Here is a 15,422-nt window from a genome sequence, read left to right on the forward strand (position 1 = left end):
CAACCACTCGTCACTACCCTGCACCCTTTAGCAGCTCAACCACGAAAAAGGCCAAGCCGCTGCACCACTAAACCTTAGAAACCTAACGGAATCCCAAAGGCGAAGAAGACAACTAGCAAGGTGGTCCAGACAATCATAAAGGCCACTGAGTAAGGCACCATCATAAAGATCATGTCACCGAAGCTTAGGTCTGGCTTGTACTTACGCATAAAGGCCAAGATAACACCCGCGTAGGCCATCATTGGCGTGATGATGTTGGTGGATGAATCCGCCACTCGGTATGCCGCCGCAACCAGATCTGGCGTCATCTCTGGGTTTACCGCGTAGAGCATTGGGATGAAAATAGGCCCCAATAGCATCCATTTGGAGGTTAGGCCGCCCACGAATAGGTTGATCAGCGCCGTAGTAATCACGAAACCAATAATCAGCAGAATAGGGAATTCTTGCAGGCCAAGCATTTGCAGGAAGGTCGCTCCCAGATAAGTCACGTAAGTGCCCAAACCAGAATGCGCCAATAGCCCTAGGAAGTTGTAACAGAAGAAGGTGAGTACCAGAATGTAGCCCATGGTGTTCATCTGTCCCACCATGGCTTGCACCACATCCATCATGGAGCTGAACTTCTTCGCAGCGAAACCGAATGACACACCCACAATGATAAACACCATGGCGATGAGCAGGATCACGTTGTTCAGATAAGGCGATACCGTTCGGCCCGTTTCATCGGTGAACGTAGCCAATGGCCCCAGCGCCAAAAACGCCACCAGCCCTAGCGCCACAACCAACCCTAACAGCGCTGCTTTAAGACCACGGCTCTCCTCCGCAGTGGTTTCAAAGTCAGAAATGCTAATGTCTTCGGGAACTTGGTAATCCATCTTCTCTAGACGAGGCGCTACGAAGCGATTGGTCACCCAGGCGCCCAAGCCTGCTAAGAGGAAGGTAGAAGCAAAGATGAAGTAGTAGTGCATGGTCGCCGGCGTTAGCGGTGTGCCATCGGCACGCTCAAACGGGACGCCCTGCGCTTCAGCAAACACTTGAGCGTTCATACCAATAATCACATCCACGGGTGTGGCGGGAATGAGGTTAGCGCTAAAACCCGCTGACACACCGGCGAAGGCCGCTGCCATACCAATAAGCGGGTTCTTACCCAAGCCTGCGTACAGTAAACCGGCTAGCGGAATAAGTACCAGGTAGCCTGCGTCGGTGGCAATAGAGCTCATGATGCCAAGGAAGACAATAGCCGGCGCTAGAAAACGGTCGGGAAGTTTAGTGCCCAACTTCTTGATGATAGCGGTGAGAAGGCCAGAGCTTTCCGCCACACCCACACCCAACATAACAATAAGAATCACGCCCAACACGCCGTTACCAAATGCCAACCAGTTACTCACCAAGGCATTGTCGAACAACCAACGGACGTTTTCAGTTTCCGTCATGTCCTTAATCACGTGCGACGTAAAGCCGCCGCCAGCGTTTGGCGTCTCAAAACTTAAACCGCCCACTATGGCGGTGAGTACTAGGCAGAATGCCAATAGGAACATGAAGATGATGACTGGATCAGGAATTTTCTTCCCCACCCGTTCAATGAACGAGACCTTTTCGTTCACTTCCGCTATGTCGGTCATTTTTTAGATTCTCCTAAGGTATTTTCGCGCTGAATCATGTTGGCGGGCCACAGGCTTGGATAGCCCGTTGTTATCGTTATTCGCCGATCAGCAGGAAATTGGTAATCATTATTGTGTTTTTATTTTTTCGTAGACTGAATTTTGCACTCTGCGGCCGTTTTTTGAAAGGGTTTGTTACTCAAAGGTCATTCAAGCGGAGCGAGATTGACTCTCCCGATAGGCTTTCGGGGTAAAACCCGTAAGCTCCTTAAATGCCCTATTGAAGGGGCCGATGGAGTTATAGCCACAATCAAAGGCAATGGTCGAAATACTTTGATGAGCATGATTGGGAGCTACCATCGCGATGGTTAAACTACCACAACCCCCTATTGACTGAACGTAAATAACATCCTACCATCTAGATTCACAGTAAAGGACCTCAATGTGAAATTCTTCCAACAGCCATGGCTTCGAAAGATCGTAATGGTAACGCTACTTATCGTGGCGAACCTGTTAGTGCCTGCTTTAGAAGAATCCGAATCCTATAATTTTGTTGCGAGTAAAGTTGAGGCCAGTAGCGAGAGTAGCCTCTTCAGTGCAGCGCAACGCGATTGCTGCGCGGGAGAATTCAGTCAAAGTGCCGGCTCATCGAGCTACAGTTGCGATAATTGCCAACACTGCCAAAGCGGCCACAGTGATTATCAAGTGGCATCAACCCCCAGTCCCACGGAATTTGCTCGCCCAAATATAGAATTTGATTACCTGTTAGTCTCCCAGACGCCTCGCCAATTACTTCGTCCACCCATAGCCTAAATTCCACCGATTGTATTTCGCCATCAGTTCGTTGGCGTGTGTGACATAATTTTTTTAGGCATCAAATTATCATGAATAGATTCTCTTTGTTACGGCTGTCGCAGTGCGGTCGATCAAGCGCAGTGCTGTGCTATGGCCTGCTGATACTTGGGTTCATTACCCTAGTAATCTCTACGCCCGCTAGGGCAAACATACTCAACCTAGAGCAGGTTGCACAACGCATAATCCAGAATAACCCCGACCTCGTTCGCTACCACTGGCGCCAAGAGGCTATTTTGGCCCAGCGTGATACCGCCGCGCTATCCCAACCTCTATCGGTGACAGTCGGTGCCGATAACGTGCTGGGTACCGGAGATTACAACAGTTTTGATAACGCAGAGCTTATGGTCTCTCTATCATCCGTTATCGAGCTAGGGGATAAACCCAGCTTACGCGTGGCTGAAGTCGATCAGCGCCTAGCCGCCGGCGAAGCTCAACAACAGGCTCACCTCTATGATGTACTGGGCCAAGCTACTCAAGTGTATATCGCCCTGTTAACGCAGCAGCAACAAGCAGAGTTACTCGAGCAGCAAATTGCCTTCTTCCGACTCAATATTGAGCGTACCCAGGAACGAGTTAATCGCGGTGTAGCACCTCAAGCAGATTGGTTACGCGCCAAGTCCGAATTAGCTCAGCGCCAACTGGAACTCACTGAGCTACAAGCCCGCTACAAAAGCACACAGCTAAGCCTTACTGCGCTTTGGGGTAGCTCAGAAATTGACTTCAGCTCTGTTGCTGGGGACTTGTATCATTTTCGCGCCATGGAACCGTTTGAAACATTGTTTAAGCGCACCGAGCAATCACCCTATATTGAGGCGCTCAGCGCTCAGGTTCGATTACAGCAGGCGCAAACGGCGCTAGCAAGCGCACAGGCATCAAGCGACCTACGCTGGCGCGCGGGAATTACTCAACACCTAGAGACTGACGACACCTCGATGGGCTTTTCGATGTCGATTCCGCTCTTTTCCGCTGATCGTAACCGAAGTGTGAATGCTACTCAGCAGGCGTTTGAAACCGAAGCTCTCAGTGCGCGGCAGAGTGCGTTGATTTCCCTCCGTGCTGAGTTACTCACCGCCTACCAGTTAAGGGAGTATTACTACGTTGCTACGCAGGCATTGCAGCAAACCATCGTCCCACTGCGACGCGAAACATTGGCAGCAACCCGCATTGCCTATGAAAGCGGGCACTACAGCTACAGCGATTGGCTAAAAGCCGAACAGGACTTATTTAGCGCGCAAGCTGCTTTAATTCAGGCAGCTAGTGGCGTACTGCAACAGCACTCAAAAACCGAACAATTATCCGGGCAGGCGCTTTACGCCGCTAATAGCTCGCTAACTACCGAGCACCCGCAGGGAGAAGCTACCCATGACTAAACTATCTTTCATCGGCCTATTTACGAATGTCACCGCTGTTGCATTACTCACCGTTGCCGCCAACAGCATTGCCAGCAATGATCTCCGCCATGACGAGCATGGTACTGACGAACATGGCCAAGATGAACATGGAGCCAAGATTCATTTAAGCGATGAGATGCTTGCTCTTAATGGCGTAACTCTTGAGCTTGTGAGCGGAGGAGCTATTCGCACTGAAGCACGTGCCTACGGGCGCTTGAACACGCCTTCATCACAACGTGCAGAGCTTAAAGCACGCTATTCTGGTGTGATACTCAGCGTAAGTGTGGCGCGTGGTCAAAAGGTAAGCAAAGGCGATACGCTTGCCATGATTGAAGCAAATACCACGTTGCGCTCGTATGCGCTAACCGCTCCGTTTGACGGTGTTGTTCAAGAGTTCGACATGAGCGTGGGCGAAGTGGCAACAACTCAGGTGTTAGTCACCCTCGTGAATACCCATCAATTGGTGGCTGAGCTTGAACTTTTCCACAGTCAGCGCGAAGGTGTAGAAGTGGGCATGGACGTTGATCTATTCGACGGTGACCACCATTACCCAAGTACCATCGAACAAATCCTGCCCACGAATATTGATACACCACACATCACCGCGCTCGCACCATTCAACAACCATGACGAACACCACTCGCCTGGTGATTTGGTGAAGGCGACCATCGCGATTAGTAAAACATCGGTAGCAGTTCGCGTAGCCAGTCGAGCTATTCAAACTCATGACGGTGGGCCGGTAGTCTTCGTGAAAACGGGTGACAGGTTCGAGCCACGCCCGATTGTGACGGGGCTAAGTGACTCACAATACACCGAAGTAGTATCTGGATTAGCCATCAACGAGCAGTATGTGGTTAACAATAGCTACCTGTTTAAGGCCGAAGCCGAGAAATCGGGCGCCGAGCACGTTCACTAAGGGAGCCACTATGATTAATTCACTCATTCGCGCCGCTATCTCGCAGCGCGCGCTAATTATGGGCCTATCACTCCTCAGTATTGCGTTGGGCGTATGGGGCTATCAGCGACTGGCGATTGATGCAGTGCCCGACATCACCAACGTGCAGATTCAGATCAACACCGAGGCGCCGGGCTACTCACCGCTGGAAACTGAACAACAAATTACCTTCCCCATTGAGACGGCGCTTTACGGCCTACCCAATTTGGAGTACACCCGTTCACTATCGCGCTATGGGCTGTCGCAGGTTACCGTTATCTTTAAGGACGGTACCAACATTTACGACGCCCGAAACCTCGTTGATCAGAAACTTGGTAGCATTAAGAGCGCCATTCCCGCAGGGCTGGAACCGCAGATGGGTCCTATAGCGACGGGCCTTGGCGAAATCTTCATGTATGTAGTCGAAGCCAATGAAGGCGCCTTGGACAAGAACCTTCAGCCCTACAATTCAATGGCGTTGAGGGAAATTCAAGACTGGATTATTCGCCCGCAATTGGCACAAGTCCCCGGTGTAGTTGAAGTTAACACCCTAGGTGGTTTCGATAAGCAATATCAAATCAGCCCCAATCCGCAGCGCATGCTAGAACATGGTGTGTCGTTGGCAGACTTGACCGATGCGGTACGCGATAACAACAGCAACCGTGGCGCGGGCTTTGTGGAGCATAATGGCCAACAGTTGTTGGTTCGCTCTCCTGGTCAGTTAAATGATATCGCAGCAATCGGTTCGATTAACGTGTCTACCCATGACAGCATTCCACTGCAAATTGACGACATCGCATCAGTCCACATTGGCGAAGAGTTACGTTCGGGTGCTGCCACGACGAACGGCACTGAAACAGTAATGGGCATTGTCCTGATGTTACTGAACGAAAACGCAAAGCAGGTAGCGAGCGACCTCAGTGACCGCGTTGCGGATATTCAGACTTCACTCCCGAATGGCGTGTCCATAAAAGTAGTGTACAACCGCACCGAGCTTGTAGAGCAAACCATTAGTACTGTTCAGCACAATCTGATGTTAGGCGCCCTGCTGGTGATCGCCGTGTTGTTCACCTTGCTCGGTAATTTACGTGCGGCACTGATTACCGCCGCCGTGATTCCTCTCTCGATGTTAGCCACCCTGTTCGGCATGGTTGAAATGGGGATTTCCGCTAACCTCATGAGCTTGGGCGCGTTGGACTTTGGTCTGATTGTGGACGGAGCCGTGATTATTGTGGAGAACTGTGTCCGGCGTTTATCTCAGTCGAATCAGGCGCTTGCAGCCAATACCCGACTGCCCCTCAACGAACGACTAAAGGTGGTCTACGAAGCGACCACCGAAGTAATTCATCCGGCGCTATTCGGCGTGGTGATTATCACCGTGGTGTATATCCCGATTTTTGCCCTTGATGGGGTTGAAGGGAAGATGTTCCACCCTATGGCCATCACGGTAATTCTGGCGCTGATTGCCGCCATTATTTTGTCGGTCACCTTCGTTCCCGCCGCTGTTGCACTCTTTATGGGAAATAGAGTCGTTGATAAAGAATACTCCACTTATTCCCGTTTTAAGGCAGGCTATCACGCGCTACTTGGCTGGGTGCTAAAGGGACGTATTTTGATTGTTTCACTGGCCTCAGCTGCAGTTGTTGCCGCGGTAATGCTGGCTAGCACCTTAGGCTCTGAATTTGTGCCGCAGCTGGACGAAGGCGATATCACCATGCATGCCATGCGTATTCCAGGCACCAGTCTGAGCCAGTCAATCGCGATGCAACAGCTGTTGGAACGGGAGCTACTCAAGGTTCCCGAAGTTGAACGGGTATTCACACGTATTGGCACGGCCGATGTGGCCACTGACCCCATGCCCCCCAATGTCACTGATACCTTTCTTCGCTTGAAGCCACGCGAGCAGTGGCCGAATCCAGAACTACCCAAGGCACAGTTGATTAGCCATATTGAAACTGTGGCGGCCGGTGTTCCCGGCAACAACTATGAGTTCACTCAGCCCATCCAAATGCGTTTTAACGAACTGATTTCGGGGGTACGCTCGGATATCGGTATTAAAGTATTCGGTGACGACCTTGAGCAACTCTTGGCAACCGCCAATGATATCGAAGCACAACTCGCGGCGACCGCTGGCGCGACGGACATTCGCGTGGAAGCTGTTACAGGTCTGCCGCTGCTTTCGATAAACCCAAAACGCAGTCAGTTGGCTCGCTACGGGCTTAGCGTTAACGACCTTCAGGACTTTGTTGCCGCGACCATTGGTGGTCAGGTGGTTGGTCAGGTATTCGAAGGTGACCGCCGTTTTGATCTGGTGATTCGACTCAGTGACGAGGTTCGACTCCAACTCGACCAACTCGGAATGCTTCCGCTGACCCGTCCCGATGGCGGTTATGTCCCACTTCAGGAAGTAGCAACACTTGAGATCACCTCAACGCCTGCGCAAATCAGCCGTGAGAATGGCAAACGTCGTATTGTCATTACCGCTAATGTGCGTGATCGGGATCTGGGGTCATTTGTAGCCGAAGCCCGCGATAACATCAGTACCAACGTGGATATCCCCGCGGGTTACTGGCTGAATTACGATGGTACCTTTCAGCAACTCGAATCGGCGACCACGCGCCTTGCCTGGGTGGTACCACTAACGCTGGCAATAATTTTTGCTATTTTGATGCTTGCTTTTAACTCCACACGCACGGCATTGGTTATCTTCAGTGGGATTCCACTCGCGCTAACCGGTGGCATCTTGGCACTTTGGCTGCGGGATATTCCGCTGTCGATTTCGGCCGGTGTGGGGTTCATTGCGCTATCCGGCGTGGCCGTGCTCAACGGTTTGGTGATGGTGAGCTTTATTCGCACGCTGCAGCAACAGGGTATGAGTATTGATGCTGCCATCATTGAAGGTGCGGCAACGCGACTACGCCCGGTATTGATGACGGCTTTAGTGGCTAGCCTCGGTTTTATCCCGATGGCACTTAATACGGATATTGGCGCCGAAGTGCAGCGCCCGCTAGCAACGGTCGTGATTGGCGGAATTATCTCCTCAACGCTACTGACCCTCGTTGTGTTACCGGCGCTGTATAGACTGTTTAACCTGCGTAAGCCCGCCATTTGAGTAAGTAGATTCAGAAAGCGTGTGTCGTAACAGGACGTTAACTAGGGCGCTAACGCGGAGGTTCGCGTTAGGCCCTTGCCCAAATTCCTGTAGGGGAGTGGGAAAGTAGTGCTCCACCACCTTGTAGTGATGCTCGGAATACTCACCAGCAACTGCTGTGTGTTGAGTTTATGGTTACACGGAAGCACTGCGAGATTGACTATCCCGATAGGCTTTAGGGGTAAATCCCGTCAGCTCCTTGAATGCCCGATTAAAGGGGCCGATGGAGTTATAGCCACAGTCAAAGGCGATGGTCGAAATACTTTGATGAGCATGATTGGGAGCTACCAGTAATCGCTTCGCTCGCTCCACCCGATGGTGATTGAGGAACTGATTAAAGTTACGGTACTGAAGTTGACCCGTTAGACAGCGGGTGACTTTATATTCCTGTTCATTGATACGCTCAGCAAACTCCGCGACCTTCAGGTTGGGCGTGGTCAGTAAGGCATCATCGTTGAGCGCCTCCTGAATGCGCTTCGCCAGCTCCATTGAATCATCTTTTATTGGGGTAGCTGTTGTTGGCGCTGCCTTTTTTCCCGAAAGCGGATGCTTAAGACGATATTCAACCGCCAACCGACTCCCCACCAGCGCGAACACTCCGCAAACGGTGAGAATGTGAGTGCGCCATTGGGCGGCGAAGGAATCCGTGGCCGCTCCGGCGACCCAGAGTATGGTCAACACCACTAACAGCGACACGCAAGTGACAAAGGCTAAACGAAATCGGCGTTCATTCGTTGAACGAATATTCGCGAGACCCTGCAAGGGCTCGCTGAAGGTAAAGGCGATAGCGGTGATACAGATGAATGAGGAGGCATTCGTTACCACCCGTGCCGTTTCAGCCCCAACTATGCCGCCACTGAGCGGAGATATTAAATGCGCCGCAGCTTCCACCCCCATCACAACCGGGACTAACACAATTGCTCCGGCAGTAATATCCGCCTTGCTTCGAAACAGTAAACGACTGAGAAACCAAACCCACGCACAGCCACCGGACCCGGCAATGACCAGTAAGGAGTGCACTAGCCAAGATGAATCTTCCGTAAAGCGAGCAAAGGTTGAGGCTGTAATCACCAAGACCAACAGCCACCAGATGAGCCGGAGCGGCTCCATACGCTGAAGTTGTGAACGCAGCGCACCGAATACTGACTCTTCGCCCGTTACTGGGGTGTCCGTAACTGGGAACGCTCGAAGGTAGTGTATGACGTTCTGAGTCCACATAAATTGGTCCTAACTTTGCACTTTTTTACACAATTAATCGTCTTTTTCCAAAACAGCAAGCATTGAGGGTATCGCTGGCGATACTACTAACACTCGCTTACCCACTCGTTTACACACTCGCCTACAGACTGGCTTGCAAAGTGGTTTAGCGGGCTAAGCGAATACTAACACAGCACGCCAAAATTCGCCTACGACAGGGCTTGGGCATTGCAGTCTTGATTCGCGATTTAGGCGAACGTGAACACCGCTCAGGATTCAGAACCGTAGCTGGAGCAGCTAAACAAAAAGGTAGTTAAGGATTTAGATATTATGACAGCGCAATCTTCTCACCACCGCAAAGGGCTATCCGACGCATTTGCCCGTAGCGCCATTACCAACGCCGCGAAGTTTTGGTTTGCCGCCGTGTTAGTCGGCCAGGCTATCTTCGCCTATTACATCGTGGCGTTTTATTACACCGCCACCTTCAACCAGGACATTGAGCACTTTAACAGTATCATGCCGGCGGGCTATATCGAGGGCGATCTGTGGGGCAACATTGCCGTAGTCGCCCACATGATTTTCGCGGCGATCATTACTATTGGGGGTTTAATGCAGCTGATCCCCATTATCCGCCAAAAGCTTCCGGCGCTGCACCGCTGGAATGGCCGCCTGTATATTCTGGTGGCCTTCATCATGAGCTTGAGCGGTGCGTTCATGATCCTCACTCGCTCCGATAAGATTGTAGGCAGTACCATAGGTCACACCACCATCATGATTAACGCATTGATTATCATGGTCTGCGCGATCTTGGCGTTTGAACATGCCCGCCGCCGTCAGTTTGCTGCACATCGCCGCTGGGCGCTGCGGTTGTTCATTGCGGTGAGTGGCGTCTGGTTATTTCGCGTGGGCTTGATGGCCTGGCTAACCTTCCACGGCGAGCCCGTTGGTTTTGATCCGCGTTCGTTTACGGGCCCATTCCTAACGGTTTTATACACCACCGTGTATGTGCTGCCGCTGCTGTTTTTAGAGGTGTACCTACGAGCTCACGCTAACGGGACGCCACAGCAGAAGCTTTTCACCGCGGTGGGGATCATCTTGCTGACGCTGGTGATCATCCTTGGGGTGTTTGGTGCCACAATGGGAATGTGGCTGCCGCGGCTTTAGTGAGCTCACAAGTTAGTTCTTGGGGTGGTTCATCGACGCCACGTAAGGGTCAAAACAACATCTCTTTGACGCGTACGTTTCGCCGAGCAATTCTCCAAGGGGCGCATGGCAACAATGTGTTGCTGGTTTACTTTTCCTTATCTCAGACTATTTGTCTCGCTCGCTAAGCACAAACTCACGACAGCAATGCGCCAGTCGCACCGCTGTCGTCGATCAAACGTCCTCCACAGCCCATAGTTCAGCACCGCCAACCTGTTGGCACTCACACTCAAATTGTTGCACTATGAACGAGGATAACTCATGACTAAGAGAATGATGAACGACGATATTAAGCCCAACTATCGAAACGGATGGTGGTTCTTTTTCGAACTTAATGGCCAACAAATCACCCACCACAGCAGCGCACTTTCTGGACGAGAGCGCATTTGGGTTAACGATGATCTCGTGATTAATCGAATTGGCTGGGGAATATTCAACACCCACGAATTCGACGTCGGCGGTACCACCGTCAAACTCAAATCAGGATTCACCCGTCCCTTTCATATATTCACCTCGCGCCTTGACGCCGAGCTATGGCAACACGATGAGTTAATTTCGAGCCAATCAAGTCAGTTTGTTTCCACGGCGAAACTCTTCTGGCAATTCGTTTGGGGTTGCAGCGCCGGTGCCTCGATTGCATTTTTTATTCGAAGTGTGATTGGGGGGTGAATAATGTTTCTCAACGGTTCACTCATTAAGTCGATTCGTGAAGAGCGCGGTCACACTCAAGCAGAGCTAGCTGAAATCTGCGGCTTAAGTACCCGAACAATTCAACGCGTTGAGCGAGAAGGTGTGGCGTCACAGGAAACCACATCGGCACTCGCTTCGGTGTTTGAAATTGAACGTACTAAGCTGTTCTTGAAGTCGCAACCGATCACAACTCACAGCGAGAAAAGTACCTTTGCGGTTGTGATGATCAGTGGCCTCGCCGGGATTGTGGTTGGCGCTGTCGTAACGTTTGTGGTTCTAGGCTATTAACGTGTTTGAGAGCGTCAATCCTGTCCTGAGCAGGCTCGGCAAAGCCAGTCGTCTTTGAAGAGCCTTCGCCAGGCAAAGCTTGATCTCATCAACTACATCAGTAACTCTCGGCTGCTCGGAGTGATGTAAATGAATAACGCTTACCCTACAATATTCCAACGTAATCACGTCGAAAACAAACGCCTCAACGTTATCAACGTTATCAACGGTACTTCGCTCGTTACAAAGCGACACGTGTCGGGAGATAGGCCAAGAGTAGGTGTTGGTTGATGTACTCACTTCAAGTGATGGTTAACGCAACGGCGGTCACATCGAATTGATAAATTGTTCCGCTACACCCGATTTAATCGCGGCCACGGTAAGCGCCGAATTCATAATGACCGTTATCCAAAATACGATTCGGAACTCCGTTTTAACCGATTTATGCCGTAACCGATAGTGAGCGACTAAAGCACCCGACCACCCACCTATCAAACTCAATAAATGCAGGTGCGACTCACTAACGCGGTACTGATTATTACGAGCCGCTTGCTTGTCTAGGGCATACACCAAGTAGGTCACCACACTGATTGCCGCGAGGTATACTAACGGCAAAAATAGTGTCGGATTCATAATGGCCACCGCGCTGAGCGCAACCCAGTAGCAAATAAATAGTAGCCAGCCTAAAGGTGAACCACCGCGCTTAGCCTTGGGGCTTTTGCCTGTTGCTCTGCTGCGATTAATATTTGAAGGCCGGCGAGAGGTTGCCTTAGCATTAGCTGGTCTGATTTTTGCACTAGACCTTGTTGTCGCGACTGTGTTGTCGGAAGTGCTATTGAGCAGACTAACAACCACTGCATTATTTCTACCTTGGGTATCCTTCAACGTCTGAAAAACTACCGAGTCGCCCACGCTGGGCCGCCGGTTGCGCTGTTTTACAGATTTAATATGGAAGAATACTTTGCTTTCAAACGAAGGGGAGGAAATGAAACCGAAGCCTTTATCGTCGTTCCAATCCAGAATGGAGCCGTCATACTGCATAAACTAAACACATCCCTGTTGAGAGTTAAATTGACCATACAACTTTACGATTTATCTCAGTTCATGACAATAAACTGCGTCGGACTTTTAGCACAACGAACGAAAGCAGCTCGCGACTAGCATTGTCACCAGCCTCCAGTTCAACTAGTTGGCGAGATTTTGTATTAGACACCTCAACCCAATGCCGATAGACTTCAAAACCACACAAATCACCTTAATAAAAACAACCAAAACTCCCTAATAAAAAATAACAAGCCCAAGGAATATCTATTCATGAAAGGATTCTGTTGCCTTATCATCTTAATGATAGCACCTACTCGCCACTTGTTTTAGCCGCCGATAATCACGACGCACTGATCTCCATTGTTGCTTCACCCTACTCCAAGATGAAGACCGATAAGGATGAAGATAACCGTTTCTATACGGGCCCCGCTTCCACTAAGTATGACTTCGAATTTGGTGATGGTCTTACGGCTAGATATATCAATGCTTCGGGCTTGCCCTTTTACGCGGCGATCTCTTCCCATAAGGTGAGAGATGAGGCGAAACAGGGCGACCTCCGCTATTCAAACCTGTCAGTGGGTTATGCGGCGAAGTATGACGGACACATCTCTAGAGACATGAACTTTTACCTAATTTTGGGTCTCGGAGCGGGCGCGGCGCGCTTTCAGTATAGAGATATAGATGACTCCGAATATCGTGCCTTAGGCGAAATTTTTACCGAAGTGGGTGTTCGCTTTAATCAGTCGATTTCCGTAGGTGTGGGGATAAAGTCGCAGGTCATTAGTTATCCGGGTGATACGTTGGCGTATAACGCGATGGTTGATCTATCGGTGGGTTATTGGTTTTAGGTGGTGGGTTGAGGCTGGCCTAGCACTCAATCGATTACTAGGCTCTGCAAACACATGGTCTAAATCAACTTCGCTCTACTGCACTATGTTTTGAATGTGCCGGCAACTCGGGAAGGCAGAGCAACCAAAGAACTTTTTACCCTCATAGGTGCCTTTGGTCGCCGTGCGCAGTACTCAGTCTGCCCCACACTTCGGACAGGGCTGCCCTGCTTGAGCTTCGGGACTATCGCCCGACATTAGCGTAGCTTGCTCTAATTTACCGTTATTGGACGCTGAGCTCGTAGTTGGAACCTCAGTTTTATCTACAACGCCCTGAGCCTCTTTCATCCACTTGTTCAAGGCCACTCCATCAATCAAGTCAATGGGCTTATCTGCCGCGAAATCCATTGCGTCGTGAGTGAACATACCTGACGTTACTACTGTCATACTCACTGCCTGCTCAGCAACCATCACTCCGTACATTTCTCGGATAATCGCAACCCCGACCTTATACTTCTTCCAATGTTTACATTGGACGAGATGAAGTGCTCCGTCCTTTCTCAGACGAATATCGATTCCACCATCGGGGCCCTCATGCTCATTCTCCATAACCTGATACCCTTTTCGGCGAAATATCTCGGCGATGAGTACTTCGAATTGTCGCCACGATAGCGCACGGATACTTTGGAGCCCCTGCTGCGTTGCTAGGAGCTTTCGCTTTCTATGACGAATAATCGGCCCAACCATCGCGGGGAGCAACAAGACTAAGGCAATGATCCAGGCACCGGTTGAAAATACATTTGCCAGCCCCTGAAGAATTGGATTCGAAAACGGGATCCACGGCAGTAGATACGCTAGAAAACCGTACATCGTTAGTGAAACTAAAACACTCACCCACCAGGGGTATCTCACGAGTATATCTAGCACCCCAGGATCCTTGCGTTGCGACATCTAAAACCCCTCAATCTCCTAAAACAGATAATAAGGATGTTCTTACAAAACTAGCTGTCTAATCAATAGTTATTTATTTACCCCCTACCCAAACGGGTAGTTATGCGATAAATTAGTTGACTAAACACCAAGCAAGGAACGCTGAGTGGACTCTTCCTCTGGAAGAACACGGATGAAGAGATTGCAACCATTGATCGCGAAAAGTTGGCCGACGAGCTAGCTGATGTACTTACCTTCTCTCTTCTTACCGGCTGACCGGCTGACCGGCTTGACCTTGACCCCAAGACCATTATTGAGAAGAAGATTGTTAAGAACGCCGCCAAGTATCCCGCTGAGTTGGTGAAAGGTTCATCCAAGAAATATACCGAGTACTAGCAGATAATTGTTTACGCGGAGTCTAAAGAGCGGTTTATTCAAGATGCTCAAAGCGAGCAAGGTGCTGCAGCGGTTTGATCTGATTATTGGGTTCAAGTAGTGAGATAAGTTGGAGACTGGTGAGCGAGAGTGCTTGCTAAGTCACGTCACAGTGATTTATACGGAAATATTTCCGTATAAATGAATAGTTAAATTTTTAATCCAACTTAAACAAGGAATGTAGAATGAAAACAATTAATATAACTATACTAATTTGTGCAATATTCACATTAATCGCAGCATTGTTGCCGATAACAACAAAAGGGAATCTTCTTGTAAATATAAGTCATATAGGTGGCATTACATATTTATTATTTCTAACACCTATTTATTTATTAGTTACTTCAATTCTCGCCCTTAATGGTAAGATCGTGAGCTTAAAATCTTGGTACTTACCAGCATCAATCTTAGGGCTATTGCTTGCATTCGTAGCTTGTTTAGCAGGGTTGAGTTATATCGAAAATTTTGCCCGTATGGCAGGTAGGTTCGGAGCAGGCGGAGGCAATGCAGAGCCAGGCATTGGCTATTTCATGCTAATTATTTTTTATTCATCCGCAACTATAGCTCCCATGTTCAATGAAAAATAGCTGCGTAATAACCAGCTTAATTTTAACAACTGCCAGCAACAGGACTGTTAAAATGCTGACGCATTTAAACAGCCGTTGTGGCAGGCGTTACACGTACTATCAACTTGAGGTCGCATGAATAAAGCTACGAAATGGATTTTGAGTAGGCTGTTAAATAAACTATGTCCTATTCAAATCCCTAGAACTGGAGAGTCAGGGAAACAAGTTAATTGCTACTCCATAAGCCTTTACGAAGGTGATAAGGCCTGAGAACTCTAGACACTTTTTATGGTAAATTAAGAACCATAGAAGTGAGGTAGAAATATGCCACGTG

At 49.7% G+C, this 15,422-nt stretch carries 14 protein-coding genes; 9 read left to right on the forward strand and 5 right to left on the reverse strand.

Annotation, left to right across the window (positions count from 1 at the left end; genetic code table 11):
- Positions 1-74 precede the first annotated feature (74 nt).
- Positions 75-1,619: an AbgT family transporter gene (locus tag Q0698_RS10400; RefSeq protein ID WP_298636446.1), complete on the reverse strand. Its 1,545-nt coding sequence runs from the start codon at positions 1,617-1,619 to the stop codon at positions 75-77.
- A 189-nt stretch (positions 1,620-1,808) separates the two neighbouring features.
- On the reverse strand, positions 1,809-1,958 hold the full coding sequence (locus Q0698_RS13340) for an AraC family transcriptional regulator (protein ID WP_366140325.1): 150 nt from the start codon (positions 1,956-1,958) through the stop codon (positions 1,809-1,811).
- 84 nt (positions 1,959-2,042) lie between these two features.
- Between Q0698_RS13340 and Q0698_RS10405 the strand changes: the two genes are divergently transcribed.
- The 4 genes from Q0698_RS10405 (at position 2,043) to Q0698_RS10420 (ending at position 7,890) form a co-directional block, all read left to right on the forward strand.
- Positions 2,043-2,411, forward strand: a complete 369-nt coding sequence (locus tag Q0698_RS10405) for a hypothetical protein (RefSeq protein WP_298636447.1) — start codon at positions 2,043-2,045, stop codon at positions 2,409-2,411.
- 71 nt (positions 2,412-2,482) lie between these two features.
- On the forward strand, positions 2,483-3,823 hold the full coding sequence (locus tag Q0698_RS10410; protein WP_298636448.1) for a TolC family protein: 1,341 nt from the start codon (positions 2,483-2,485) through the stop codon (positions 3,821-3,823).
- On the forward strand, positions 3,816-4,760 hold the full coding sequence (locus tag Q0698_RS10415) for an HlyD family efflux transporter periplasmic adaptor subunit (protein WP_298636450.1): 945 nt from the start codon (positions 3,816-3,818) through the stop codon (positions 4,758-4,760). Before Q0698_RS10410 ends, Q0698_RS10415 begins: the two co-directional genes overlap by 8 nt.
- Positions 4,761-4,770: 10 nt before the next feature.
- Positions 4,771-7,890, forward strand: coding sequence for a CusA/CzcA family heavy metal efflux RND transporter (locus Q0698_RS10420; protein ID WP_298636452.1), 3,120 nt, complete (start codon positions 4,771-4,773; stop codon positions 7,888-7,890).
- A gap of 174 nt (positions 7,891-8,064) precedes the next feature.
- Here the strand turns inward: Q0698_RS10420 and Q0698_RS10425 are convergent, their stop codons facing one another.
- A complete protein-coding gene (locus tag Q0698_RS10425; protein ID WP_298636454.1) occupies positions 8,065-9,147 on the reverse strand; it encodes an AraC family transcriptional regulator in 1,083 nt (360 codons plus the stop codon).
- A 309-nt stretch (positions 9,148-9,456) separates the two neighbouring features.
- On the opposite strand from Q0698_RS10425, the gene Q0698_RS10430 reads away from it, so the two are divergent.
- The 3 genes from Q0698_RS10430 (at position 9,457) to Q0698_RS10440 (ending at position 11,307) form a co-directional block, all read left to right on the forward strand.
- A complete protein-coding gene (locus tag Q0698_RS10430; protein WP_298636455.1) occupies positions 9,457-10,290 on the forward strand; it encodes a DUF2306 domain-containing protein in 834 nt (277 codons plus the stop codon).
- 300 nt (positions 10,291-10,590) lie between these two features.
- A complete protein-coding gene (locus Q0698_RS10435) occupies positions 10,591-10,998 on the forward strand; it encodes a hypothetical protein (protein ID WP_298636456.1) in 408 nt (135 codons plus the stop codon).
- 3 nt (positions 10,999-11,001) lie between these two features.
- On the forward strand, positions 11,002-11,307 hold the full coding sequence (locus Q0698_RS10440; protein ID WP_298636457.1) for a helix-turn-helix transcriptional regulator: 306 nt from the start codon (positions 11,002-11,004) through the stop codon (positions 11,305-11,307).
- A 306-nt stretch (positions 11,308-11,613) separates the two neighbouring features.
- Here Q0698_RS10440 and Q0698_RS10445 read toward each other — a convergent pair whose 3' ends face one another.
- Positions 11,614-12,327 (reverse strand): DUF1294 domain-containing protein, encoded by a 714-nt coding sequence (locus Q0698_RS10445; RefSeq protein WP_298636458.1) that lies wholly within the window; start codon positions 12,325-12,327, stop codon positions 11,614-11,616.
- Positions 12,328-12,614: 287 nt separating this feature from the next.
- Between Q0698_RS10445 and Q0698_RS10450 the strand changes: the two genes are divergently transcribed.
- The gene (locus tag Q0698_RS10450; protein WP_298636460.1) at positions 12,615-13,178 is read left to right on the forward strand and encodes a hypothetical protein; all 564 of its coding nucleotides are present in this window, start codon (positions 12,615-12,617) and stop codon (positions 13,176-13,178) included.
- Positions 13,179-13,352: 174 nt separating this feature from the next.
- Here Q0698_RS10450 and Q0698_RS10455 read toward each other — a convergent pair whose 3' ends face one another.
- Positions 13,353-14,108, reverse strand: a complete 756-nt coding sequence (locus Q0698_RS10455; RefSeq protein WP_298636461.1) for a restriction endonuclease — start codon at positions 14,106-14,108, stop codon at positions 13,353-13,355.
- Positions 14,109-14,707: 599 nt separating this feature from the next.
- Between Q0698_RS10455 and Q0698_RS10460 the strand changes: the two genes are divergently transcribed.
- Entirely contained in the window at positions 14,708-15,109 is a 402-nt protein-coding gene (locus Q0698_RS10460; RefSeq protein WP_298636462.1) for a hypothetical protein, read from the forward strand.
- Positions 15,110-15,422 lie beyond the last annotated feature (313 nt).

The sequence above is a fragment of the uncultured Umboniibacter sp. genome (assembly GCF_947497555.1).
Lineage (GTDB): Bacteria > Pseudomonadota > Gammaproteobacteria > Pseudomonadales > DSM-25080 > Umboniibacter.

Excerpts from the sequence above, each read along its gene's own strand:
- Q0698_RS10400 (WP_298636446.1), bottom strand. The coding sequence starts at position 1,619 with ATGACCGACATAGCGGAAGTGAACGAAAAGGTCTCGTTCATTGAACGG.
- Q0698_RS13340 (WP_366140325.1), bottom strand. The coding sequence starts at position 1,958 with ATGGTAGCTCCCAATCATGCTCATCAAAGTATTTCGACCATTGCCTTT.
- Q0698_RS10410 (WP_298636448.1), top strand. The coding sequence starts at position 2,483 with ATGAATAGATTCTCTTTGTTACGGCTGTCGCAGTGCGGTCGATCAAGC.
- Q0698_RS10415 (WP_298636450.1), top strand. The coding sequence starts at position 3,816 with ATGACTAAACTATCTTTCATCGGCCTATTTACGAATGTCACCGCTGTT.
- Q0698_RS10420 (WP_298636452.1), top strand. The coding sequence starts at position 4,771 with ATGATTAATTCACTCATTCGCGCCGCTATCTCGCAGCGCGCGCTAATT.
- Q0698_RS10425 (WP_298636454.1), bottom strand. The coding sequence starts at position 9,147 with ATGTGGACTCAGAACGTCATACACTACCTTCGAGCGTTCCCAGTTACG.
- Q0698_RS10430 (WP_298636455.1), top strand. The coding sequence starts at position 9,457 with ATGACAGCGCAATCTTCTCACCACCGCAAAGGGCTATCCGACGCATTT.
- Q0698_RS10435 (WP_298636456.1), top strand. The coding sequence starts at position 10,591 with ATGACTAAGAGAATGATGAACGACGATATTAAGCCCAACTATCGAAAC.
- Q0698_RS10440 (WP_298636457.1), top strand. The coding sequence starts at position 11,002 with ATGTTTCTCAACGGTTCACTCATTAAGTCGATTCGTGAAGAGCGCGGT.
- Q0698_RS10445 (WP_298636458.1), bottom strand. The coding sequence starts at position 12,327 with ATGCAGTATGACGGCTCCATTCTGGATTGGAACGACGATAAAGGCTTC.
- Q0698_RS10455 (WP_298636461.1), bottom strand. The coding sequence starts at position 14,108 with ATGTCGCAACGCAAGGATCCTGGGGTGCTAGATATACTCGTGAGATAC.
- Q0698_RS10460 (WP_298636462.1), top strand. The coding sequence starts at position 14,708 with ATGAAAACAATTAATATAACTATACTAATTTGTGCAATATTCACATTA.